The sequence below is a fragment of the Variovorax xiamenensis genome, assembly GCF_050916385.1.
In the GTDB taxonomy this organism is placed as follows: domain Bacteria; phylum Pseudomonadota; class Gammaproteobacteria; order Burkholderiales; family Burkholderiaceae_C; genus Variovorax.
Window position 1 is genome coordinate 4,178,445 of record NZ_CP139038.1, and the last position, 22,093, is coordinate 4,200,537.

Sequence of the window (22,093 nt, forward strand, 5' to 3'; positions counted from 1 at the left end):
AAAGGAATACCAGGCGGGTCCGATTTCTCGTTTGTCCTGCGAAGCACGCAATTTGATACTGCGTGCATGCTTCACATCGCACCACGCCTGAACCGAATCAAACCCTCCCCGAGCTCCATGGCCGGCCAGCGGGCCCGCGAGCTGCGCGCCGCTGGCCGCGACATCCTCGGCCTGACCGCCGGCGAGCCCGACTTCGAGACGCCCGGGCACATCAAGGAGGCCGCCATCCGCGCCATGGCCGACGGCCAGACCCGCTACACCGACGTGGGCGGCACGCCGGCACTCAAGGAAGCCATCGCCGGCAAGTTCCTGACCGAGAACGGGCTGGCCTACACGTCGGCCGAGATCATCGTCGGCACCGGCGCCAAGCAGGTGATCTTCAACGCGCTGATGTGCACGGTCGCGGCGGGCGACGAGGTCATCGTGCCGGCGCCCTACTGGGTGTCCTACCCCGACATCGCGCTGCTGGCCGGTGGCGTTCCGGTCTTCGCCGACTGCCCGGCGACCGCGGGCTTCAAGCTCCAGCCCGCCGACCTCGAGCGCGCCATCACCCCCCGCACGCGCTGGCTGATGCTCAACTCGCCGAACAACCCGAGCGGCGCGACCTACACGCGCGCCGAACTCCAGGCGCTGGCCGAGGTGCTGCGCCGCCATCCGCACGTCTGGGTGCTGACCGACGACATCTACGAGCACCTGATCTACGGCGACACCGAATTCGCCACCATGGCCGAGGCGGCGCCCGATCTCAAGGACCGCACGCTGACGGTGAACGGCGTGTCGAAGGCCTATGCGATGACCGGCTGGCGCATCGGCTACGGCGCGGGGCCTTCGGCGCTGATCAAGGCGATGGTCAAGCTCCAGTCGCAAAGCACCTCCGGCCCGAACTCGATCGCGCAGGCCGCGGCCATCGCGGCGCTCACCGGACCGCAAGACACCATCGCCACCAACCGGCGCGAATACCAGAAGCGGCGCGACACGGTGGTCGCGACGCTCAATGCCATCGACGGCATCCGCTGCGACGTGCCCGACGGGGCGTTCTACATCTTCGCTTCGTGCAGCGCGCTCTTCGGTCTGCGCAACCGCAAGGGCACCGTGATCGAGAGCAGCGACGACTGGGTGATGCACCTGCTCGACTCGCAGGACCTGGCCGCGCTTCAAGGCAGCGCCTACGGCGTGCCGACCCACTTCCGCCTCTCCTTCGCCGCCGGCACCGGACAGCTGCTGGAAGGCTGCCGGCGCATCGCGCGGGCACGCGAAGAACTCTCGAGCCAAGCCATCGACCAGAAACTCCAGGAACCGCAATGAAACTCCGCTCCCTTCTGAAGCTGCTGCCGGCACTCGCCGCGGGCACCGTCTGGCTTGGCGCCACCCACGCATGGGCCGCCGACGCCTTTCCATCGAAACCGGTGAAGATCCTCGTCGGCTTCTCGCCCGGTGGCTCCAACGACGTGGTGGCGCGCCTGATCGCGCCGAAGCTGGCCGAAGGGCTCGGGCAACAGGTGCTGATCGACAACCGGCCGGGCGCCGGCGGCAACATCGCCGCGTCGGCCATGCTCGCCGCGCCCGCCGACGGACACACGCTGCTGATGTGCACCACGGGGACGCTGTCGATCCAGCCGCATGTGCTCAAGAGCATGCCCTTCGACTCCGAGAAGGACATCGTGCCGGTCACGCAGATCGTGAACGCGCCCTACATGCTGCTGGTCAATTCGAGCCTGCCGGTGAAGAGCGTGAAGGAACTCATCGCCTATGCGAAGCAGAAGCCGGGCGAGATCAACTTCGCCTCTTCGGGCACCGCCACCGGCGGGCACCTCGCGGGCGAGATGCTGAAGAGCCGCGCTGGCATCGACATCGTCCACGTGGCCTACAAGGGCACGGGCCAGGCCATGACGGACCTCATCGCGGGCCAGGTCTCGATGATCTTCGACCAGCCCGTGAGCTCGATGCAGTACGCGCGCTCGGGCAAGCTGCGTGCGCTGGCGGTGGCAAGCCCGCGCCGGCTGGCGGCCTTTCCCGACATTCCGACCGTGACGGAAGCCGGCGTGCCCGACTTCGACCCCGTCACCTGGGCCGGCATCTGCGCCGCGAAGAACACGCCCCCGGCCGTGGTCGAGCGCATCCAGCGCGAAGTCGCCAAGGTGCTCGCGATGCCCGAGATCTCCAGGCGGCTCGCAGCCGACGGCCTCGAACCCGTGGGCAGCACGCCGGAACAGTTCCGCGCTTTCCTGGCGGCCGACAAGCGCAAGTGGGGCCGCGTGGTGAAGGACGCGGACGTCAAGGCCGAATGAGCGGGAACCGGAACATGAACCAGCTTCCAGACATCGTTCGCGACTTCGAGCGCGTCTCATCCGATCTCGTCCGCGAGGCCTCGGCCTTCCAGCCGGCCATCCTCGCCGACGTGGCCGGCCGCAGAGGCGCCCTGCACGGCCGCATCCAGGCCCTGCGCCAACGGATGAAGCTCGCTGGCAGCGCGCTCACGGTGGAAGTGCGCCCGGGCGACAACCTGATGATCCACGCCGCCATCGCGCTCGCGAAGCCCGGCGACGTGCTCGTGATCGACGGCAAGGGTGACCAGAGCGCGGCCCTCATGGGCACGATCATGATGAACGCCTGCCGCCAGGTCGGCATCGCCGGCGTGGTGATCGACGGCGCGGTGCGCGACAGCGTGGAGATCGACGAGATGGGCTTCCCGGTCTTCTCGGTGGGCACGAATCCGAACGGACCGACCAAGCTGGCCTCGGGGCGCATCGGGCATCCGGTGTCGGTGGGCGGCGTGGCCGTGCGGCCGGGCGACCTCGTCGTCGGCGATGCGGACGGCGTGGTCGTCGTCGAGCGGGAGAAAGTGGAAACGCTTCTCCAGGCGGCGCGGAAGAAGGTGGAAGACGAGGCTGCGCGCATCGAAGCCATCAAGCAGGGCAACACGGCCGCCAAGTGGCTGGACTCCGCCCTGCGCAATGCGGGCGTTCTCAAGGAAGGCGAGAAGCTGTAGGCCTTTGTGCCGACAGCGATGCAGAACAAGCGAAGAAAGGGGCCGATGGCCCCTTCTTCATTCGCCCTTCAGAGCAACCGACACATCCCTGTCGGCTTGCCAGAACTGCTTACAGGCCAGCCTGGCGCGTGAACGACACGCTGGGCTTCTTGTAGGCGGCCGGCACTTCGTCGCGATAGAACGCGCGGCGGTCGAGGCTGGCGAGCGGGTCGTGCGCCTTCGCGACGGCTTCGGCCTGCACGGTCGCGCGGTTGGCGGTCGAGGTGAAGCTCTGTGCGCCGGCGGCGGAGGCTTCGCTGTACTCGTTGCCGGCACGTGCGGCGGCAGCAGCTTGCGGAGCGACTTCGGCGCGGGTCACCGACGAATTCACGACGTGCACGCCGTCGTAGGTTTCTGCTTGGGCTCCGGCGGCAGCCAGGAGCGAGAGAGCGGCAGCAGCGAGGATCTTCGAGGCATTCATTTCAATCTCCTTCAGGTGAACGGTTGGTTGGTGAGGAGAAGTTTGATCCTGAAGAGGCCCGAAAAACGCTCGCAAAATGAACCGCGGCGTTCACGGGATTGAAACAATCAAGCTCTTGAAAAGAAACCCGTCAATGGGGGTTGGCCCCAGCAGGCGGCCTCAGTGGCTGATCATCCACGGCCGCCTCGAAGGCGCCGCCTTGGCCCCGTTGGGCGCGGTCACCGTCGCCCCGCGCTTGCCCGAGCCGCAGCAGCCGCACCCCGCCGGGTGCCTGAGCCGCGCATAGTCGCGCGAACTGGCTGGCTCGTGCCGCGCGCGCTCGTTGGTTTCCATCGCGCGGCGCGTGCCCGAGGCCATCAGCGCGAGCCGCGGCGCGGCCGACAGCACGCGCGGCGATGCGCTTCCGCAATCGGGGCACGCGGCCGGCTCGTCGCGCAGGCCCGAAGGCCGAAGCGCCTCGAAACCGCCGCAATGCCCGCAGGCGTAGTCGTAGGTAGGCATGGGCCTGCTGCCTTTCAGCGCAGGTCGTGCGACAGCGGCATGCTGACGCTGCCATCGATCATCTTCACCGGGCCGGCGGCGCTGGGGTTGATGTCGAAGTCGAAGATTCCGGTGGGCAGCCAAAGCGTGGCGCACGAGTTGGGCACGTCGACCACGCCGCTGATGTGGCCCTGCACGGGCGCCGTGCCCAAAATCGAATAGGCCTGTGCACCCGAATAGCCGAACTTCTTCAGGTACTCGATGGCATTCAGGCAGGCCTGGCGGTAGGCCACGTTCACGTCGAGGTAGTGCTGCTTGCCGCTCTCGTCCACCGAGATGCCCTCGAAGATCAGGTAGTCGTTGTACTGCGGCGTGATCGGGCTGGGCTTGAAGATCGGGTTCTTGATGCCGTACTTGGCCATGCCGCCCTTGATGAGGCTGACCTTCATGTGCACCCAGCCGGCCATCTCGATGGCGCCGCAGAAGGTGATCTCGCCGTCGCCCTGGCTGAAGTGCAGGTCGCCCACGCTCAGGCCCGCGCCGTCGACATACACCGGGAAGAACACCTTCGAGCCGCGCGACAGGTCCTTGATGTCGCAGTTGCCGCCGTGCTCGCGCGGAGGCACGGTGCGCGCGCCCTCGGCGGCGGCCTTCGCCCTCGCCTCGCCGGTCATCTTGCCCATGTGGGCCGTGCCCGCGAAGGGCGGGTTGGCCAGGCCGGGCACGCGGTCCGGGTCGGTGGCGATGAGCGCCTTCTCGCGCTCGTTCCACATGTCGAGCATGGGCTTGTCGGGCAGGCAGCCGATCAGACCCGGGTGGATGAGGCCCGCGAAGTTCACGCCCGGCACATGGCGCGAGCTGGTGAACATGCCCTTGAAGTCCCAGATCGATTTCTGCGCCTCAGGGAAATGGTCGGTGAGGAAGCCGCCGCCGTTCTTCTTCGAGAAGAAGCCGTTGAAGCCCCAGAGGCTGTCCTGCTTGGCGCCGATGTCGAGCAGGTCGACCACCAGCAGGTCGCCGGGCTCCGCGCCCTTCACGCCCACCGGGCCCGAGAGGTAGTGCACGGTACTCAGGTCGATGTCGCGCACGTCGTCGGCGCTGTCGTTGTTCTTGATGAAGCCGCCGGTCCAGTCGAAGGTCTCCAGGATGAAGTCGTCGCCCGGGTTGACCCAGCAGGCCATCGGGATGTCCGGGTGCCAGCGGTTGTGGATCATCTCGTTCTCGGTGGGCGGCTTGGTCAGGTCGACCTTGATCAGCGTGTCCGTCATTTGCAGTGGCTCCTGGTTGGGTTGTGGTTAAACGGAGAGATAAGCCTTGATGTGATCGACGTCGGTCTTGTCGCGCGCGGTCTCGTGCACCAGGCGTCCACCCTCGATCACGAAGAGCCGGTCGGCCACGTCCATCGCGAAGCTCAGCACCTGCTCGGACACGACGATGGTGATGCCGCGCAGCTTGCGGATCTCGTTGAGCGCCTTGGCGATGTCCTTGATGATCGAAGGCTGGATGCCCTCGGTGGGCTCGTCCAGCAGCAGCACCTTGGGGTCGGTGACGAGCGCGCGCGCAATGGCCAGCTGCTGCTGCTGCCCGCCCGAGAGGTTGCCGCCCTTGCGGCTCTTCATGTCCCACAGCACGGGAAAGAGCGCGTAGATTTCCTCGGGAATGCGGCGGGTCTTCGAGTTCTCCAGGCCGGTCTGGATGTTCTCTTCCACCGTCAGCGTCGGGAAGATCATCCGGCCCTGCGGCACGTAGGCGATGCCCTTGGCCACGCGGCGGAAGCTCTCGTCGCGCGACACGTCCTGCCCCGCCACCTCGATGCGCCCGCTCTTGAGCGGCAGCACGCCCATCAGGCTCTTGAACAGCGTGGTCTTGCCCATGCCGTTGCGGCCCATGATGGCCACGGTCTCGTTGGCATGGCCATCGAACGAGATGCCGTGCAGGGCCTCGCTCTGGCCGTAGGCGACGTGAAGGTCCTCGACCTTGAGGTTGATGTTGCTCATGTCAGTGCCCCAGGTAGACGTCGATGACCTTCGGATCGGCCTGCACCTTCTCCATCGGCCCTTCGGCGAGGATCTTTCCCTGGTGCATCACCGTGACCTTGTGCGCGATCTGCTTCACGAAGGCCATGTCGTGCTCGATGACGATCACGGCGCGGTTCTGGCAGATGCGCTTGAGCAGGTCGGCCGTGAGCTCGCGTTCACGCGCGCTCATTCCGGCGATGGGTTCGTCGAGCATCAACAGTTCTGGCTCCTGCATCAGCAACATTCCGATCTCCAGCCACTGCTTCTGGCCGTGGCTCAGCAATCCTGCCTCGGTATCGAGCCTGTCGGCAAGCCCGATTTCCTCGGCGACGGCCTGCACCCTGGCTTTGACCTCTTCGTCGCACTTGAAGGCCAGGGCGCCGAGCACGGAACGGCCTTTGGGAAACGAAACCTCGAGGTTCTGGAACACCGAAAGGTTCTCGTAGATCGACGGCGTCTGGAACTTGCGACCTATACCCAGCCGCACGCGCTTGTGCTCGGCCATCTTCGTGAGTTCGGTGTTCCTGAACTTGATGCTGCCCGCGCTTGCGCGCGTCTTGCCGCAGATCAGGTCGAGCAGCGTGGTCTTGCCCGCGCCGTTGGGGCCGATGATCACGCGCAGCTCGTTGCGGTCGATGTAGAGCGTCAGGTCGTCGATGGCCTTGAAGCCATCGAAGGAGACGGTGAGGTCTTCCACGGCGAGCGCGAAGTCGGTGTTGCTCATGGATGCTGGCTCCGGTCAGGCGCGCTGGCTGCCGACGCCTTCGGGCAGCGTCGGTTCGGGCGTGGTCGATGCGGTGGACGGCGCGAGCGCGGAAACCGCGGGCGGCTTCACGGCGGCTTCGCGCAGCGCCTGGCGGCGCGACTTCCACCAAGGGCGGATCTTTTCTTCCCACACACCGGCAAGCCCCATCGGGAAGGCCATCGTCACGCCGATGAAAAGACCGGCCATCAGGAACAGCCACAGGTCCGGGAAGCTCTCCGAGAACAGCGTCTTGCCCGCATTCACCAGCAGCGCGCCGTACACCGCGCCCACCAGGCTCATGCGCCCGCCGACCGCGCAGAAGATCACCATCTCGATGGACGGCACGATGCCCACGAAGCTCGGCGACATGAAGCCCACCTGCAGCGCGAACATCGCGCCGCCGATGCCCGAAAGCCCCGCGGCCAAGCAGAAGATGAAGACCTTGAAGTTCGACACGTCGTAGCCCGAGAAGCGCACGCGATCTTCCTTGTCGCGCATCGCCAGCAGCAGCGTGCCGAGCTTGCTGGTCTGTATCCAGCGGCACAGCAGGATGCTGCCCACCAGCAGGCCGACGCAGACGTAGTAGAGAACGTACTTGGCGCTGTCGGTGCGGGTGTCCCAGCCCAGCAGGGTCTTCAGGTCGGTCATGCCGTTCACGCCGCCGGTGTAGCCCTGCTGGCCGATGATGAGCACCGTGCAGATCAGCGCCACCGCCTGCGTGATGATCGCGAAATAAACCCCGCCCACGCGGCGCTTGAACATCGCGAAGCTGACGAGCCAGGCCAGCGCCATCGGCGCCAGCACCACCAGCGCCAAGCTCAGCGGCAGGCTCTTGAAGGGCAGCCACAGCGTGGGAAGCTCGGTGATCTGGTTCCAGTCCATGAAGTCCGGAATGCCGGGCGTGGTCTGGATCTTGGTCGACACCGGGTCGGAGGCTTCGAGCTTGAGGAACATCGCCATCGCATACCCGCCGATGCCGAAGAACACGCCCTGCCCCAGGCTCAGCACGCCGCCGTAGCCCCACACCATGACGAGGCCCACGGCCACGAAGGCGTAGGTGAGGTACTTGCCCACGAGGTTGAGGCGGAAGATGTCGAGCGACAGCGGCAACACCACCGCGAGCAGCAGCACCAGCAGCAGGAGGCTGCCGAGCTGGTAGCGCTGGATCGAGGCCTTGATGAAATTCATCGGAACGTTCTCCAGGAAGGAATCGGATTCAGCGGCGCACCTTGACGGCGAACAGGCCCTGGGGGCGCAGCATCAGGATGAAGACGATCAGCGACAGCGTCAGCACCTTGGCCATCGAGCCGGTCATGAAGAACTCGGAGACCGACTGCGTCTGCGCAATGCCGAAGGCCGAGACCACCGTGCCGAAGAGGCTGGCCGCGCCGCCGAAGGTGACGACCAGGAAGGCGTCGACGATGTACAGCGACCCCGAGGTCGGCCCGGTCGAGCCGATGGTGGTGAAGGCCGCGCCCGCCACGCCGGCGATGCCGCAGCCGATGGCGAAGGTCAGGCGGTCGGTCTTCTTGGTGTCGATGCCGGTGGCGTTGGCCATCGTGCGGTTGGCCACGGTGGCGCGCACCCTGAGGCCCCAGCGGCTCTTGTGCAGCGCGACCAGCACGCCGCCCGTGACCAGCGCGGTGAGCGCCAGCACGAAGAGGCCGTTGATCGGGATGTCCAGGCCCTCGTGCGGCGTCCACGAGCCCATGAGCCATTCGGGCAGCGTGGGGCTCACTTCCTTCGGGCCGATGAAGGTGCGGAAGATCTGCTGCAGCCCCAGGCTCACGCCCCAGGTGGCGAGCAGCGTGTCGAGCGGGCGCTTGTAGAGATGGCGTATCAGCGCCCACTCCACGATCCAGCCGACGATGAAGGCGAAGACGAAGGCCAGCCCGATGGCGATCGGGAAGTAGTACGGCATGAACTCGGGCGCGAGGCTTTCGGTGACGCGCGCGGCCAGGTAGATCGAGTAGGCGCCGATGGTCATGAACTCGCCATGCGCCATGTTGATCACGCCCATCTGGCCGAAGATGATCGCCAGGCCCAGCCCCATCAGCAGCAGCACCGCGAAGAGGCTCAGCCCTGCGAAGCCCTGCATGAGGCCGATGTTCAGCATGTCCGACAGAGTCATGGCGGAAGTTCCGGAGAGTTGGAGTTGCTCCCTCTCCCGCCTGCGGGAGAGGGTCGGGGTGAGGGCCGACGGCCTGCTTACTTACTGATAGCCCTTCGGGAACGGATCCGGCTTGATCAGCTCCGCCGATTCGGCCACCACCTTGAACGTCCCATCCAGCTGCCCTTGCCCGATACGCGCCTTGCTCCACAGGTGGTGGTTGGCGTCGAGCTTCACGTAGCCCTCGGGCGCCGTCTTCAGTTCGATGCCCGGCGATGCGGCCACGACCTTGTCGACGTCGAAGCTGCCGGCCTTCTCCACCGCTGCCTTCCACAGCCAGGGGCCGAGGTAGCCCGCCTGCGTCACGTCGCCGATGACGGCGTCCTTGCCGTACTTGGCCTTGAAGGCTTCCACGAACTTCTTGTTGTTCGCGTTGTCCAGCGTCTGGAAGTACTTCATCGACGAGTAGAAGCCCGCGAAGTTCTCGCCGCCCACGCCGGTCATCTCGTCTTCCGTCACGGCCAGCGTCAGCAGGAACTGCTTGTCACCGGTGATGCCCGCGGCCTTCAGCTGCTTGTAGAAGGCCACGTTCGAGCCGCCCACCACCGCCGCGAAGATGCAGTCGGGCTTGGCCACCTTGATCTTGTTGATCAGCGAGTTGAAGTTGGTGTGGCCCAGCGGGTAGTACTCCTCGCCCTTGACCGAGCCCTTCTGGAAGTTCTCGATGTGCTTGCGCGCGATCTTCATCGAGGTACGCGGCCAGATGTAGTCGGAGCCCACCAGGAAGAAGGTCTTGGCCTTCTTCTCCTTCGCACCCCAGTCCAGGCCCCAGATGATCTGCTGCGTGGCCTCCTGGCCGGTGTAGATCACGTTCTTGCTCTGCTCCAGGCCTTCGTAGAAGGTCGGGTAGTACAGCAGGCCGTTCTCCTTCTCGAACACCGGCAGCACGGCCTTGCGCGAGGCGCTGGTCCAGCAGCCGAAGACGGCCGCGACCTTGTCGTTGACCAGCAGCTTCTTCGACTTCTCGGCGAAGGTCGGCCAATCGGAGGCGCCGTCTTCCTTGATGACCTTGATCTTGCGGCCCAGGATGCCTCCCATCGCGTTGATCTGGTCGATGGCGAGTTGCTCGGCCTGGATGGAGCCGGTCTCCGAGATGGCCATGGTGCCGGTGGACGAGTGCAGCTGGCCCACCGTCACCTCGGTGTCGGTCACGGCGAGCTTTGTGGTGTTGACCTTGGCCGTGGGGAACTGGCCCTGGCCGAAGCTCAGGCCGCTCAGGCCCATCACGGGCAGCGCGGCGGCGCCCTGCAGCAGGCGGCGGCGGCGCAATGCCAGGGCATCGAGGGAAAGATCGGAATCACGCGACATCAGGAAACTCCAGGCAGGTTGTTGGAAAGGAAGGCCGCGCACCATCGCAGTGCATCGGACGGTGCCCCGAGCACCATGGCTGGAACTTTAGAAATCACCAGGGTTTGCGCGAATACGTCATTCAACGTAGCGGCGATGGGCAGCCCTGCCCGCAGACTCGCGAGCCAGGCACAGGGGCAAGGGCCGCAGGGAGCGCTTCTTGCTGTACCTGTGACATGCCACTGCCGCCGCCGCGAGAACCCGCCATGCAATCCGTCTCCGGACAGAAGATCTTTCGCATCCGCCGCGACTACAACGCCTGGGTCGCGAACGAGACGCTGGAGGACTACGCGCTGCGCTACACGCCGCGCAGCTTCCGCAAGTGGTCGGAGTTCCGCGTGGCCAACGCGGCCTTCGGCGCGACCTCCTTCCTGGCGCTGGAGGCCATCGGCGGTGCCATCGCGCTGAGCTACGGCTTCTCGAACGCGCTGTGGGCCATCCTCGTGGTCGGGCTCATCACCTTCCTCACGGGCCTGCCGATCTCGTACTACGCGGCGCGCCACGGCGTGGACATGGACCTGCTCACGCGCGGCGCGGGCTTCGGCTACCTGGGCTCCACGCTCACATCGCTGATCTACGCGAGCTTCACCTTCATCTTCTTCGCGCTGGAGGCGGCCATCCTCGCGCTGGCGCTGCAGATGTACCTCGACTGGCCGCTGTGGCTGCTGTACATGGTGTCGTCGATCGTCATCATTCCGCTGGTGGCGCGGGGCATCACGCTCATCTCGGGGCTGCAACTGTGGACGCAGCCGATCTGGATCGTGCTGTTCGTCTGCCCCTTCATCGCGGTGCTGGTGAAGAAGCCCGAGCTGTACGCCGACTTCACCGGGCTGGTCGGCCGCACTTCCGACAGCAGCGGCTTCGACCCGCTGATGTTCGGCGCCGCCGCCACCGTGGCCTTCTCGCTGGTGGTGCAGATCGGCGAACAGGTCGACTACCTGCGCTTCCTGCCCGAGAAGACGGCCGCCAACCGCGTGCGCTGGTGGACGGCCGTGCTGGTCGCGGGGCCGGGCTGGATCGTGCCGGGCATGCTGAAGATGATGGGCGGCGCGTTCCTGGCCTTCCTGGCGCTGCAGCACGAGATTCCGGGCAACCATGCGATCGAGCCTACGCAGATGTACCTCACGGGCTTCTCGTACGTGCTGCGCGATCCGGCCTGGGTGCTGGGCATCACGGTGCTGTTCGTGCTGGTGTCGCAGATGAAGATCAACCTGACGAACGCCTACGCGGGTTCGCTCGCGTGGTCGAACTTCTTCGCGCGGCTCACGCACAGCCATCCGGGGCGCGTCGTGTGGCTGGTGTTCAACGTGGTGATCGCGATATTGCTGATGGCGCTGGGCGTGTTCGCCGCGCTGGAGCACGTGCTGGGCTTCTACAGCAACATCGCCATCGCCTGGGTCGGCGCGCTGGTGGCCGACCTGGTCATCAACAAGCCGCTGGGCTGGAGCCCGCGCACCATCGAGTTCAAGCGCGCGCACCTGTACGACATCAACCCGGTGGGGCTGGTCTCGATGCTGGTGGCGGCGGCGCTGGCCATGCTCGCCTACTCGGGCGCGCTGGGGCACTGGGCAAAGGCCTTCTCGCCCTTCATCGCGCTCGCGACGGCGATGGTGCTGTCGCCGGTGCTCGCGTGGCGCACGCGCGGGCGCTACTACCTCGCGCGCAACGACATCGAGCGCTGGAAGCCGGGCCAGGCCGTGAAGTGCTCGGTGTGCGACAACAGCTTCGAGTCGGAGGACATGGCGCACTGCCCCGCCTATAGCGCACCCATCTGCTCGCTGTGCTGCACGCTGGAGTCGCGCTGCCACGACCGCTGCAAGACCGACTCGCGCGCCGCCGAGCAGATGAGCGGCTGGCTGCAGGCGCTACTACCGCCCGCCCTGTCGGCGCGGCTCAACTTCCGCGTGGCGCACTACCTGCTGGTGGCTGCGTCGCTCATCGCGCTGCTGGCAACCGTGGTGGGCGTGGTCTATGCGCAGGAGGCGCTGGCGGGCACCAGCGATCCGGTCATGGCCACGGCCTTTCTCAAGGTGTTCGCGCTGCTCTCGGTGGTGGCCGCGGTGGCCGCGTGGTGGGTGGTGCTGGGCAGCGAGAGCCGGCAGATGGCGCAGGAGGAATCGAACCGCCACAACAACCTGCTGGCGCTGGAGATCGAGGCGCACCGCCGTACCGACGCCGCGCTGCAGGCCGCCAAGGAAGCCGCCGAGGCCGCCAACCAGGCCAAGACCCGCTACGTCGCCGGCATGACGCACGAGCTGCGCACGCCGCTCAACAGCATCCTGGGCTATTCGCAGATCCTGCTGAAGGGCGACTCGGTGAAGCCGCCGCGCGAGGCGGTGCAGACCATCCACCGCAGCGGCGAGCACATGCTGGGCCTGATCGACGGCCTGCTCGACCTGGCGCGCATCGAGGCCGGGCGGCTGCAGCTGGAGCCCGCGCCGCTGGCGCTGCCGGCCTTTCTCGACCAGCTGGTGCACATGGTTCGGCCGCAGGCCGAGAACAAGGGCCTGGCCTTCGTCTACACGCACGCGGGCCGGCTGCCACCCTGGGTGCATGCGGATGCGAAGTGGCTGCGGCAGATCCTCATCAACCTGCTGACGAACGCGGTGCGCTTCACCGACAGCGGCACCGTCACGCTGCATGTGGACGCGCGGCGCGAGGTGCTGCGCTTCGACGTTGCAGACACCGGCATCGGCGTGGCGCCGCAGGACCATCAGCGCATCTTCCTGCCCTTCGAACGCGGCGCGGCGGGCCGCCGGCGCGGCGAGCCGGGCACGGGGCTGGGCCTGACCATCACCGGGCTGCTCACTTCGCTGATGGGCGGCGAGCTCAAGCTGGCATCGACCTCGTCGCAGGGCAGTGTCTTCAGCGTGCGCGTGTACCTGCGTGAGGTGGCCGACCCCGGACCGCAGGCCGGCAAGGCGGGCGCCGTGCGGCAGCCGGTGTCGGGCTACCTCGGCGAGCGCCGCACGCTGCTGGTGGTGGACGACCAGCCCGTGCAGCGGCAGATGCTCGCGGGCATGCTCGCGCCGCTGGGCTTCGAGGTGCGCGAGGCCGCGAGCGGCACCGAGTGCCTGGACAGCCTGCGCGAGGAGCTGCCCTCGGCCATCCTGCTCGACCTGACGATGGACGACATGGACGGCTGGCAGACGGCGGCGTCGGTGCGCGCATCGGGCTTCGGCGACATCCCGATCATCATCGTCTCGGCCAACATGTTCGAGAACCAGGCCGAGCGGCTGCGCGCGGCGGGCTGCCAGGCCTTCGTGGGCAAGCCGGTGATCGAGTCGGAGCTGATCGCCACGCTGGAGCGCCACCTGGGCCTCGAATGGCTGGCGGCCGGCGATGCGTTGCCGCTGGCGCGCGACGACGACGAGGCCACGCCGCCGCGCCCCCGCCAACTCGACCTTCCGGAAGACGACCGCGCCGAACTCATGCGCCTCGCGCAGATGGGCCACGTGCGCGGTCTGCACACCGCGCTCGACCGGCTGGCCGCGGCCTCTCCCGCCGCGGCTTCGACCTGCACCTGGCTGCGCGGCATGGTCGCGCGCTTCGAACTCGACCAACTCCGCAACGCACTGGCAGAAGATGCAGACACCCTCGCTCCCTGAATCGCCTTCGGCCGAACGCCCCGTGGTGCTGGTGGTGGACGACGCACCCAGCAGCCTCGGCATGCTGTGCGACACGCTGGAGGCCAGCGGCTACACCGTGCTGGTGGCGGCCGACGGCGAGGCCGCGCTGCAGCGGCTCGAACTGGTGGTGCCCGACGCGATATTGCTCGACGGCCTGATGCCTGGCCTCTCGGGCTTCGAGACCTGCAGGCGCATCAAGGCCGACCCGGCGCTCGCGCACATTCCGGTGCTGTTCATGACCGGACTTTCGGAAACCTCGCACGTTGTCGAGGGCTTCGAGTGCGGCGGCGTCGACTACGTGGTGAAGCCGATCCGCGCGCAGGAGGTTCTGGCCCGGCTGCACACGCACGCACGCAACGCGCGCATCACCCGCATGGCCCGCGACGCGGTGGACGTGGCGGGCATGGGCGTGGTGTTCGTCGACACGCGCGGGCGCGTCGCGTGGCGCTCGCCGCAGGCCGCGCTGTGGCTGCATGCGCTGGAAGAGCCGGTGGCGCCGGGCCTGCTGCCGGCATCGCTCGAAGCGGCGCTCTCGCCGGGCGCGGCGGTTGCGGTCGGCACGGCCACGGGCATGCGGCTGTCGGTGCGCAATCTGGGCGCGGCGGCACTCGGCGAGACGATGCTGCTCTTCGCCATCCAGCGCGACGGCCCTGCCGCACGGCTGGCCGACGCGGCCCTCACGCCGCGCGAGACCGAGGTGCTGTCCTGGCTCGCCAAGGGCAAGACGAACCGCGACATCGGCGAGATCCTGGGCACCAGCCCGCGCACGGTGAACAAGCACCTGGAGCACATCTTCGAGAAGCTGGGCGTGGAGACGCGGGCGGCGGCCGCGGCGCTTGCGAGCGGTATGTAACCCCCATGGGGTAACTGCCCCAACGGCACTGGGCTATAGCGCACCGGCGCGACGGATGCGCCCAGAATGGGCGTGCCAACGGAGAACGAGATGCTCACCAGCCTTCTGCAATTTCCTGCCCGCGAAAGCGCATACAAGCGCAAGTTCCTGAACAACACGGACGAGAACCTGTTCATGGGTTCGTTCGAGAGCTTCGCCGCAGCCGAAGCCGGGGCGCCTTCCAGCAAGGCCGTGGGCTATGCCAACGCCGACGCGGGCGAGCTCTACAGCCCGCAGATCTATTTCTACGACTACCCCGGCCTCTTCTGGCTGGGCCGCTCCATCGACGCGGGCATGACGCGCGTGTTCGACCTGGGCGGGCACGTCGGCATCAAGTACTACGCCTTCCGCCGCGTGCTGAGCTACCCCGACACGCTGCGCTGGACGGTGTGCGACGTGCCCGGCGTGGTCGAGAGCGGCCGGGCGATGGCCGTCAAGCGCGAGGCGACGGAGCAGCTGAGCTTCACCACCGACTACCGCGATGCGAGCGGCTGCGACGTGCTGTACGTGTCGGGCAGCCTGCAGTACCTGCCGGTGCGCATGGACAAGATTCTTTCCGAGCTGGCGATGAAGCCCCGGCGCATCGTGATGAACACCACCGCCGTGCACCCCGAGCGCACGATCTACACGCTCAACAGCATCGGCATCGCGGTGTGCCCCTATCGCATCCAGCACCACGACGAGCTGCTGGCCGACCTTGCGCGTTCCGGCTACCGCAAGCGCGACGTGTGGCGCAACGAGGGCAAGCCCATCGAGGTGCCCTTCGTCGAGGGCGGCGACAAGCCCTACTACGCGGGCTGCTGCTTCGATCTCGTCGACTGAGCGCAGGCAGCTTCAGGGAATGACAGCCGGCAGGTTCTGGTCGGCCGTGTGGCGCTGCTCGGGCGTCATCGCGTCGTAGAGCTTCGAGAGCGAATCGCTCACCGCCTGCGTGCGGCGTGCGCGGTCCTGTGCCTGCGCGGCACGCTGCTGCGCGAACTGCACGGCATTGAGGTCGTCGGAGGGCGCCGCGGCGGTCATGCCGGGGCGGCCGGCAAGGTCCCATACCGCGTCGGAGAAGCGGTCCCACAGCGGGGATTGCTCGGGCGTGATCATGAGTTGCAGGCGCAGGTCGTAGAGCTTGTCGCGGATCTTTCCCGCGGCGGTTGCGGGCGTCGAAAGGCTGTCGCCGTTGCGCGGGCTCGTGGTGCTGTCGGGCCGCGCGCCGCGCCGGCCGCCGCCCATGCCTGCGCCACCTCCGCCAAACTGCGCGAATCCGTGGCCGCCCACGGCCACAAGGGCAGCGGCGAGCGCGAGGCGTTGCAGGGAGCGGTTCATCGTCATGGCTGGAGTCCTTCGGTGCCGGCCCACCGAAGGGCCACCGCGCATTTCAGGCGTGGCGGCTGTCGCTTGCGTTGCGAACCCGTAAAGCAGGGGTAAAGCGAACCGTCTTTACCTTGGCGCAGGCAGCAGGCGGCGAAGCTCACGCAACGGCATGGTCTGCGACGTATCGATGCTGGTCCGAGCGCCACGAATGAAGCCGAGCACCGCGTCACCCCGGACTTCGAGGATCGAGCCGCAGGCGCCGACGTTCAGGGAGCCCTCGCCGTTGTCCCACGCCAGAACGATCCATTCGGAGCCCTGCGGCAGCGGCTCCAGGCGGCCCGGCGGCGCCACATTGAGCATGTAGTGAAGCACGCCATTGCCCAGGAAGCGGCCCGCGGCCTTGCCGGCGGGCCTGCCGTCGAGGAACTCGATCGGCTCGAACATGAAGGAATCCGGCGGTGGCGTGTAGTCCGGCACGCCCAGGTCGAAGGGCACCACCCTCGCCCGGAGCACGCGGGCGCGTGGCTCGCCCCGTGCCTCCGCGACCGAATCGAGGAAAGAGATGCGGCCGGCGCACGAAGTGGCGCTGGCCGGCGCGGCGCCGAGCAGGCCCATCGCCAGTGCGGCGACGGAAATCCTGAGCAGTCGTCGGGAAATCGAAAACATCTTGACTGGCCTCAAAAAGATATTAGAGTGATATCACTTTCAACGGAGGCATCGATGCCAGAGAAGACCCTCAACATCAATCCGCGACCGGTCCGCAAGGAGCGCCCCTACCGGTCGATCAACGGCTACGGCGTGTCCGCGGTGGCGCTGCTGCTCATTGCAATCGGCGTCTGGGCGATGGTGCAGCGCCTGATGCCGCTGCCCATGAGCATCCTGCTGATCGTGGTCGGCCTGGTGCTGGTTCCGGGTCTCTACATGCTGCAGCCCAACGAGGGCATCATCCTCACGCTCTTCGGCGAGTACCAGGGCACCGACCGCTCCGAGGGCCTGCGCTGGACCAACCCTCTGCAAAGCGGCCAGAAGATCTCGCTGCGCGCACGCAACCTCAACACGCCGCCGCTGAAGGTGAACGACAAGCGCGGCAACCCGGTGGAGATCGGCGCGGCGGTGGTCTGGCGGGTCTACGACACGGCACAGGCCGTCTTCGAGATCGACGACTACAACAAGTTCGTCGCCATCCAGGCCGAAGCCGCCATCCGCCACCTTGCAACCCTCTACGCCTACGACAGCGGCGACGACCTGCCGAGCGAGGAGACCACGCTGCGCGCCGGTCTCGACACCGTGGCCGACGCCCTCAAGGACGACCTGAACCGCCGCTTCGCGAGCGCCGGCGTCGAAGTGCTCGACGCCAAGCTCACCCACCTCGCCTACGCCCCCGAGATCGCGCAGGTGATGCTGCGCCGCCAGCAGGCCGTGGCCATCGTGAGCGCGCGGCACCAGATCGTGGCGGGCGCGGTCGGCATGGTCGAAGCGGCGCTCAGGGGCCTGTCGGAGCGCAACCTCGTCGTGCTCGACGACGAACGCAAGGCCTCGATGGTGTCGAACCTGCTGGTGGTGCTGTGCTCCGACCGCGAGACGCAGCCCGTGGTGAACACCGGTACGCTCTACACCTGAGGCGCGAGACGTACGCGCCCTCCGATCCGTAGTACTCACCCGATGGCCAGTCCCGGCAAGAAAGCCTATCCCCTGCGCATCGATCCGGCCCTGTGGGCCGAGATCGAGCGCCTCGCCGCGCAGGAGTTGCGAAGCGCGAATGCGCAGGTCGAGTTCCTGCTGCGCGAGGGGCTGGCGAGGCGCGGGCGGCTCCCCGCCACGGACGCAGGCAAAAGCACTCCCGACGAGCCCTCGGCTCAGTGATAACCCCGAATCCGCTGAAGGCCGAATGACAGCCCCGGCTTCTACGATGACAGAGGCAGACGGCAACCACGCCGCCACCCTTTTCCCTCTGGAGACATCGTGACGAAGCCCCTTTCCTCTTTTCGCACCCTCACCCGCCGCGCCGCGCTCCCGCTGATCGCTGCCCTCGCGCTCGCCGGCTGCGGCAGCCTCGGCACCGGCAACAGCGCCAAGCAACCCGCCGCCGGCGCCGACATCCACGTCATGACCTCCGGCGGCTTCACCGCCGCCTACAACGACCTGCGACCCGAGTTCGAGCGCAGCAGCGGCCGCAGCGTCAAGACCGCGTACGGCGCCTCGATGGGCAACGCCGACGACTCCATTCCCAGCCGCCTCGCGCGCAACGAGCCCGCCGACGTCGTGATCCTCGCGCGCCCCGCGCTCGACGCGCTGGTGGCGCAAGGCAAGGTCGTGCCCGGCAGCCAGGTCGACCTGGTGCGCTCGTCCATCGGCTTCGCGGTGCGCAAGGGCGCGCCGAAGCCCGACATCAGCACGGTCGACGCGCTCAAGCGCACGCTGATCGCCGCCCCGTCGATCGCCTACTCCGCCAGCGCGAGCGGCACCTACTACGAGACCGAACTGCTCAAGAAGCTGGGCATCGAGGACCAGGTCAAGCCCAAGAGCAAGCGCATCCTGAGCGAGCGCGTCGGCTCGGTGGTGGCGCGCGGCGACGTGGCGCTCGGCCTGCAGCAGGTGAGCGAACTGCTGCCCATCGCGGGCATCGACTACATCGGCCCGCTGCCGGCCGAAGTGCAGCGCGTGACGGTGTTCTCCGCCGGCGTCGCCACCGCCTCGAAGCAGCCCGACGCGGCGCGGCAGCTGATCCGCTATCTCAATTCGGCCGCCGCGGCGCCCACGATCGCCAAGACCGGGCTGGAGCCGCTGACGGCGCGCTGAGCGCGCAGCGTCAGAGCGTCCAGCCGTCGCGCAGGAAGAACTCGACCAGCGCATCGCCGACCTTTTCGGCCTGGTCGAAGGCAATGGTGTGGCCCGCATCCGGCAACAGCTCGAGGCGCACGTGCGGCGCCAGCGCCTTCACGCGGGCGGATGCGCGTACCGGGTCGTACAGCACTTCGTCCTCGCCGAGCATCAGCAGCGTGTTCTTCGGCAGCACGCGCAGGTCGGCATCGGTCATGCGGCCCGGCGGCCGGGGGTGGGCCCGCTGGCAACGCCAGCGCACGAGCATGTCGTCCATGGCCCAGGGAGGCGGCTCGGGCGCCTTCGGCGAAGACACCAGCGAGTGGAACGCACGCACCTGCCGCTCGCTCGGAAACGCCACCGCAAGGCCCGCGCGCAGCACGGTGCCGATGCGCATCGACTCCAGGTTCGGCGGCGCCAGCAGCGCGAGCTTGCCGACGCGGCGCATGGTCTGGCGCGTGTATGCCGCCGCGAGCCATGCGCCGAAGGAGGCACCGCAAAGGCCCACCTTGGGCCTTCCGATGCCGATCAGCACGTCTTCGAGCCAGTTGCAGTACGCGTCTTCCGTCGCTGGCCGGCGCCCCTCGGTGCGGCCGGCGTCGCCGATGATGTCCAGCACGTAGACCTGCAGCGAGCCCGCCAGCCGGGCGATGTTGTGGACCCAGGTGGTGGCGTTGCCGCCTCCGCCGTGCAGCAGCACCACCGGCGGCGCATAGGCGGGTCCGCAGGCCAGCAGGTGCGCGCGGCCGTAGCGCGTCTCGATGTAGCGGCTTTCATGCGGCACGGGCCAGCGTGCGAGCACGCGGGCATACGAAGCCAGCAGCGAGGAATGGGCTTCCGGCGAGCGGAAGTTCCCGGCGAAGAGGCGCGCTTCGAAAAGGCTCATCGATGTCCCGTTCTGTTCTTGATGGTGTTGGACGAACACCCACGATGGTGAAGTGCATAGATGAAGGTCTGCTGAAATTGCGTCGCCTCGCACCCTTCCGACTCCCGCGCCCGTGCGCGCGTTTCTTTGGGATTCCTTCAGCTTCGGCGGGTAGATTGCCCGCCATGAAGATCCTCCTGGCCGAAGACGATTTCGACCTTGCCACCGGCATTCGCGTCGCCTTGCAGGCCCAGGGGATGGAGGTGGTGTGGGTGCGCCGCGTAGAAGAAGCGCTGCGCATCCTCGAGACCGAGGGCTGCGACCTGCTGCTGCTCGACCTGGGCCTGCCCGACGGCGACGGCCTCGACGTGCTCGAGCGGCTGCGGCGCAACGGCACGCGGCTGCCGGTGCTCATCCTCAGCGCGCGCGACGGCCTGCACGACCGCCTGCAGGGCCTGGACAGCGGCGCCGACGACTACATGGTCAAGCCCTTCGTGCTGGCCGAGCTGCTGGCGCGCGTGCGCGCCCTGGCGCGGCGCAGCTACGGCGGCGACGGCGCCACCTTCGAGGTGCGCGGCCTCTGGCTGCATGAGCCGACCCAGCGCGTGCGCGTCGACGGCGTGCCGGTCTCGCTGTCGCGCAGCGAGTTCCGCCTGCTGAGCCTGCTGGTGCGGCGGGCCGACCGCGTGGTCGCGCGCCGCGTGCTCGAGCAATTGATGGCGGCGGGTTCGCAGGGCACCGTGCAGGGCCAGAGCCTGGGCAGCAACGTGCTCGACGTGCACGTCTCCAACCTGCGCCGCAAGATCGGCGACGGCTACATCCGCACCGTGCGCGGCATCGGCTACGTGATCTACCTCGCCGCGCAGCAGCCGCTGGAGCGGGCATGAACGCGGTGGTCGCCTCGATAGCCCGCGCGCCCGCGCGGCTGCTTCGCAGCGGCTGGCGCCGCGTCAAGCGGCCCTCGCTGGTGCGCCGGCTCATGTTCGCGCAGATCGCGATGATGACGCTGCTGTGGAGCCTCGCCGTCGGGCTGCTGCTGGGCTCCGCCTTCACCGACGACCTGTCCGTCATCGATTCCACGCAGCGCAGCATGCTGGTGGTGGCGCGCAACCTCACCGACCAGCCCGCCAGGCAATACGAGAGCCTGCGCGCGATGGACATCGCCCTGCGCAACGGCTTCGGCAACGGCGACGACGTCTACATGTCGCCGAGCGTCGTCGTCTGGCAGAACGGCCGCGAGGTCTATCGCTCCAGCGGCCTGCCCGAGGGCATCTCCAACACGCGCCCCGACGCGGGCGAGACCATCGAGGCCGACGGCAAGAGCTGGCGCGCGCGCACCATCGAATCGCCCTCGGGCAAGACGCGCGTCACGCTGGTCACGCCCGGCACCGTGCAGATGTGGCTCACCTTCCAGTCGCGCGGCTACTACATCCTGCCGCTGGTCATCAGCGTGCCCTTCCTGCTGTTTCCCGCGTGGCTCTCGATCCGGCTCGCGCTGCGGCCGTGGCGCAAGGTGGCCAACGAGATTGCCTCGCGCGGCCCGCACGACCTCGCCCCCGTGTCGATGCAGCCGCGCCACGACGAGCTGCTGCCGCTGGTGCAGAACTTCAACGCGCTGATGGAACGATTGCGCGCCAGCATCGCGCGCGAGCAGAGCTTCATCGCCGACGCGGCGCACGAGCTGCGCACGCCCATCGCGGCGATGCGGGTCAACGTGGAGGCGCTGCAGTCGCTGCTCATCGAGCACATTCCCACCGAGCGGCAGGACGAACTCTTCGCGCGCGTGCTCAGCAGCAATGCGCGCGCCGAGCGCCTTGTGGGCCAGCTTCTGCGGCTCATGCGCAGCAACGCCAGTGCAGCCGCACCACACGCGCTGCGACTCGACGACCTGGTGCAGGAGCGGCTGGCCGCTCTCTCCGCGCTGGCGCACGTGCGCGAGGTGGAGATCGAGCTCGTCGACGACGAGCCCGTCGAGATCATGGGCGATCGCGACAGCCTGGTCTCGATGATCGACAACCTGATCGACAACGCGACCAAATACAGCCCCGTGGGCTCGGTGGTGAGCGTGGGCATCCGGCGCGACGGCGACGTTGCCGTGCTGACGGTGGCCGACCAGGGCCCCGGCATCATGCCGGCGCTGCGCGAGCGGGTGTTCGATCGTTTCTTCCGCGACCCCGACCAGACGCAGACCGGCAGCGGCCTCGGGCTCGCCATCGTGCGCTCGGTGGTCGATGCGCATGGCGGCGCGATCGCGCTCGCCGACACCGGCATGGGGCCGGGCCTGCGCGTCACGGTGCGGCTGCCCCTGGGGCCGCTGGGCTCGCTCGGGATCGTCACGCCGGCCGGTTCATAGGCCGCGCGCGGGGCGCCCCG

At 67.8% G+C, this 22,093-nt stretch carries 22 protein-coding genes; 11 read left to right on the plus strand and 11 right to left on the minus strand.

Translation table 11 applies throughout. The features are described 5' to 3' along the window. Window positions 1-66: 66 nt before the first annotated feature. The 3 genes from SFB74_RS19035 to SFB74_RS19045 are packed head-to-tail and all read left to right on the plus strand — an operon-like array spanning window position 67 to window position 2,989. On the plus strand, window positions 67-1,305 hold the full coding sequence (locus tag SFB74_RS19035) for a pyridoxal phosphate-dependent aminotransferase (protein ID WP_432725805.1): 1,239 nt from the start codon (window positions 67-69) through the stop codon (window positions 1,303-1,305). After that, window positions 1,302-2,288: a Bug family tripartite tricarboxylate transporter substrate binding protein gene (locus SFB74_RS19040; RefSeq protein ID WP_432725806.1), complete on the plus strand. Its 987-nt coding sequence runs from the start codon at window positions 1,302-1,304 to the stop codon at window positions 2,286-2,288. Before SFB74_RS19035 ends, SFB74_RS19040 begins: the two co-directional genes overlap by 4 nt. A 14-nt stretch (window positions 2,289-2,302) precedes the next feature. Further along, window positions 2,303-2,989 (plus strand): RraA family protein, encoded by a 687-nt coding sequence (locus SFB74_RS19045; protein ID WP_432725807.1) that lies wholly within the window; start codon window positions 2,303-2,305, stop codon window positions 2,987-2,989. 109 nt (window positions 2,990-3,098) lie between these two features. Here the strand turns inward: SFB74_RS19045 and SFB74_RS19050 are convergent, their stop codons facing one another. The 8 genes from SFB74_RS19050 to urtA all read right to left on the minus strand — a co-directional run bounded on the left by SFB74_RS19050 (window position 3,099) and on the right by urtA (window position 10,170). Beyond that, the gene (locus tag SFB74_RS19050; RefSeq protein WP_432725808.1) at window positions 3,099-3,449 is read right to left on the minus strand and encodes an alpha/beta hydrolase; all 351 of its coding nucleotides are present in this window, start codon (window positions 3,447-3,449) and stop codon (window positions 3,099-3,101) included. Between the two features lie 159 nt (window positions 3,450-3,608). Further along, entirely contained in the window at window positions 3,609-3,950 is a 342-nt protein-coding gene (locus SFB74_RS19055) for a zinc ribbon domain-containing protein (RefSeq protein ID WP_432725809.1), read from the minus strand. 14 nt (window positions 3,951-3,964) lie between these two features. Further along, the gene (gene fmdA / locus SFB74_RS19060; RefSeq protein ID WP_432725810.1) at window positions 3,965-5,197 is read right to left on the minus strand and encodes a formamidase; all 1,233 of its coding nucleotides are present in this window, start codon (window positions 5,195-5,197) and stop codon (window positions 3,965-3,967) included. Between the two features lie 27 nt (window positions 5,198-5,224). After that, on the minus strand, window positions 5,225-5,926 hold the full coding sequence (gene urtE / locus SFB74_RS19065) for an urea ABC transporter ATP-binding subunit UrtE (RefSeq protein WP_432725811.1): 702 nt from the start codon (window positions 5,924-5,926) through the stop codon (window positions 5,225-5,227). 1 nt (window position 5,927) lies between these two features. After that, window positions 5,928-6,671 (minus strand): urea ABC transporter ATP-binding protein UrtD, encoded by a 744-nt coding sequence (urtD, locus tag SFB74_RS19070; protein WP_432725812.1) that lies wholly within the window; start codon window positions 6,669-6,671, stop codon window positions 5,928-5,930. A gap of 15 nt (window positions 6,672-6,686) precedes the next feature. Further along, the gene (gene urtC / locus SFB74_RS19075) at window positions 6,687-7,880 is read right to left on the minus strand and encodes an urea ABC transporter permease subunit UrtC (protein WP_432725813.1); all 1,194 of its coding nucleotides are present in this window, start codon (window positions 7,878-7,880) and stop codon (window positions 6,687-6,689) included. A 28-nt stretch (window positions 7,881-7,908) separates the two neighbouring features. Continuing rightward, window positions 7,909-8,823 carry an urea ABC transporter permease subunit UrtB gene (urtB, locus tag SFB74_RS19080; protein ID WP_432725814.1) on the minus strand — a complete coding sequence of 305 codons (915 nt, stop codon included), beginning with the start codon at window positions 8,821-8,823 and terminating at the stop codon, window positions 7,909-7,911. An 81-nt stretch (window positions 8,824-8,904) separates the two neighbouring features. Further along, window positions 8,905-10,170, minus strand: coding sequence for an urea ABC transporter substrate-binding protein (urtA, locus tag SFB74_RS19085; RefSeq protein ID WP_432725815.1), 1,266 nt, complete (start codon window positions 10,168-10,170; stop codon window positions 8,905-8,907). A 245-nt stretch (window positions 10,171-10,415) separates the two neighbouring features. Here urtA and SFB74_RS19090 point away from each other — a divergent pair, with 245 nt between their 5' ends. The 3 genes from SFB74_RS19090 (at window position 10,416) to SFB74_RS19100 (ending at window position 15,552) form a co-directional block, all read left to right on the plus strand. Continuing rightward, window positions 10,416-13,817: a hybrid sensor histidine kinase/response regulator gene (locus SFB74_RS19090; RefSeq protein ID WP_432725817.1), complete on the plus strand. Its 3,402-nt coding sequence runs from the start codon at window positions 10,416-10,418 to the stop codon at window positions 13,815-13,817. Continuing rightward, window positions 13,795-14,691: a response regulator gene (locus tag SFB74_RS19095; protein ID WP_432725818.1), complete on the plus strand. Its 897-nt coding sequence runs from the start codon at window positions 13,795-13,797 to the stop codon at window positions 14,689-14,691. Before SFB74_RS19090 ends, SFB74_RS19095 begins: the two co-directional genes overlap by 23 nt. A gap of 90 nt (window positions 14,692-14,781) precedes the next feature. Next, window positions 14,782-15,552 (plus strand): TIGR04325 family methyltransferase, encoded by a 771-nt coding sequence (locus SFB74_RS19100; RefSeq protein ID WP_432725819.1) that lies wholly within the window; start codon window positions 14,782-14,784, stop codon window positions 15,550-15,552. Window positions 15,553-15,564: 12 nt separating this feature from the next. Here the strand turns inward: SFB74_RS19100 and SFB74_RS19105 are convergent, their stop codons facing one another. Beyond that, window positions 15,565-16,053, minus strand: coding sequence for a Spy/CpxP family protein refolding chaperone (locus SFB74_RS19105; RefSeq protein WP_432725821.1), 489 nt, complete (start codon window positions 16,051-16,053; stop codon window positions 15,565-15,567). Window positions 16,054-16,161: 108 nt separating this feature from the next. After that, a complete protein-coding gene (locus SFB74_RS19110; protein WP_432725822.1) occupies window positions 16,162-16,701 on the minus strand; it encodes a hypothetical protein in 540 nt (179 codons plus the stop codon). A 54-nt stretch (window positions 16,702-16,755) separates the two neighbouring features. On the opposite strand from SFB74_RS19110, the gene SFB74_RS19115 reads away from it, so the two are divergent. The 3 genes from SFB74_RS19115 to SFB74_RS19125 all read left to right on the plus strand — a co-directional run bounded on the left by SFB74_RS19115 (window position 16,756) and on the right by SFB74_RS19125 (window position 18,834). Next, window positions 16,756-17,655 (plus strand): SPFH domain-containing protein, encoded by a 900-nt coding sequence (locus SFB74_RS19115; protein WP_432725823.1) that lies wholly within the window; start codon window positions 16,756-16,758, stop codon window positions 17,653-17,655. 42 nt (window positions 17,656-17,697) lie between these two features. Next, on the plus strand, window positions 17,698-17,898 hold the full coding sequence (locus tag SFB74_RS19120) for a hypothetical protein (RefSeq protein ID WP_432725824.1): 201 nt from the start codon (window positions 17,698-17,700) through the stop codon (window positions 17,896-17,898). A 99-nt stretch (window positions 17,899-17,997) separates the two neighbouring features. Next, window positions 17,998-18,834 (plus strand): substrate-binding domain-containing protein, encoded by an 837-nt coding sequence (locus SFB74_RS19125; RefSeq protein ID WP_432725825.1) that lies wholly within the window; start codon window positions 17,998-18,000, stop codon window positions 18,832-18,834. A gap of 10 nt (window positions 18,835-18,844) precedes the next feature. Here the strand turns inward: SFB74_RS19125 and SFB74_RS19130 are convergent, their stop codons facing one another. After that, complete coding sequence (locus SFB74_RS19130; protein ID WP_432725826.1) at window positions 18,845-19,741, minus strand: alpha/beta fold hydrolase; 897 nt, start codon at window positions 19,739-19,741, stop codon at window positions 18,845-18,847. Window positions 19,742-19,905: 164 nt separating this feature from the next. On the opposite strand from SFB74_RS19130, the gene SFB74_RS19135 reads away from it, so the two are divergent. Both SFB74_RS19135 and SFB74_RS19140 read left to right on the plus strand, forming a co-directional pair. Continuing rightward, a complete protein-coding gene (locus SFB74_RS19135; protein WP_432725827.1) occupies window positions 19,906-20,607 on the plus strand; it encodes a response regulator in 702 nt (233 codons plus the stop codon). After that, window positions 20,604-22,073 (plus strand): HAMP domain-containing sensor histidine kinase, encoded by a 1,470-nt coding sequence (locus SFB74_RS19140; protein ID WP_432725829.1) that lies wholly within the window; start codon window positions 20,604-20,606, stop codon window positions 22,071-22,073. Before SFB74_RS19135 ends, SFB74_RS19140 begins: the two co-directional genes overlap by 4 nt. Window positions 22,074-22,093 lie beyond the last annotated feature (20 nt).

Coding starts and splice junctions, on each gene's coding strand:
- SFB74_RS19035 (WP_432725805.1), top strand. CDS start 67: ATGCTTCACATCGCACCACGCCTGAACCGAATCAAACCCTCCCCGAGC.
- SFB74_RS19045 (WP_432725807.1), top strand. CDS start 2,303: ATGAACCAGCTTCCAGACATCGTTCGCGACTTCGAGCGCGTCTCATCC.
- SFB74_RS19090 (WP_432725817.1), top strand. CDS start 10,416: ATGCAATCCGTCTCCGGACAGAAGATCTTTCGCATCCGCCGCGACTAC.
- SFB74_RS19040 (WP_432725806.1), top strand. CDS start 1,302: ATGAAACTCCGCTCCCTTCTGAAGCTGCTGCCGGCACTCGCCGCGGGC.
- urtC (WP_432725813.1), bottom strand. CDS start 7,880: ATGAATTTCATCAAGGCCTCGATCCAGCGCTACCAGCTCGGCAGCCTC.
- SFB74_RS19130 (WP_432725826.1), bottom strand. CDS start 19,741: ATGAGCCTTTTCGAAGCGCGCCTCTTCGCCGGGAACTTCCGCTCGCCG.
- SFB74_RS19105 (WP_432725821.1), bottom strand. CDS start 16,053: ATGACGATGAACCGCTCCCTGCAACGCCTCGCGCTCGCCGCTGCCCTT.
- SFB74_RS19050 (WP_432725808.1), bottom strand. CDS start 3,449: ATGAATGCCTCGAAGATCCTCGCTGCTGCCGCTCTCTCGCTCCTGGCT.
- SFB74_RS19135 (WP_432725827.1), top strand. CDS start 19,906: ATGAAGATCCTCCTGGCCGAAGACGATTTCGACCTTGCCACCGGCATT.
- urtA (WP_432725815.1), bottom strand. CDS start 10,170: ATGTCGCGTGATTCCGATCTTTCCCTCGATGCCCTGGCATTGCGCCGC.
- SFB74_RS19110 (WP_432725822.1), bottom strand. CDS start 16,701: ATGTTTTCGATTTCCCGACGACTGCTCAGGATTTCCGTCGCCGCACTG.
- urtE (WP_432725811.1), bottom strand. CDS start 5,926: ATGAGCAACATCAACCTCAAGGTCGAGGACCTTCACGTCGCCTACGGC.
- SFB74_RS19100 (WP_432725819.1), top strand. CDS start 14,782: ATGCTCACCAGCCTTCTGCAATTTCCTGCCCGCGAAAGCGCATACAAG.
- SFB74_RS19120 (WP_432725824.1), top strand. CDS start 17,698: ATGGCCAGTCCCGGCAAGAAAGCCTATCCCCTGCGCATCGATCCGGCC.
- SFB74_RS19115 (WP_432725823.1), top strand. CDS start 16,756: ATGCCAGAGAAGACCCTCAACATCAATCCGCGACCGGTCCGCAAGGAG.
- SFB74_RS19095 (WP_432725818.1), top strand. CDS start 13,795: ATGCAGACACCCTCGCTCCCTGAATCGCCTTCGGCCGAACGCCCCGTG.
- urtD (WP_432725812.1), bottom strand. CDS start 6,671: ATGAGCAACACCGACTTCGCGCTCGCCGTGGAAGACCTCACCGTCTCC.
- SFB74_RS19055 (WP_432725809.1), bottom strand. CDS start 3,950: ATGCCTACCTACGACTACGCCTGCGGGCATTGCGGCGGTTTCGAGGCG.
- fmdA (WP_432725810.1), bottom strand. CDS start 5,197: ATGACGGACACGCTGATCAAGGTCGACCTGACCAAGCCGCCCACCGAG.
- SFB74_RS19140 (WP_432725829.1), top strand. CDS start 20,604: ATGAACGCGGTGGTCGCCTCGATAGCCCGCGCGCCCGCGCGGCTGCTT.
- urtB (WP_432725814.1), bottom strand. CDS start 8,823: ATGACTCTGTCGGACATGCTGAACATCGGCCTCATGCAGGGCTTCGCA.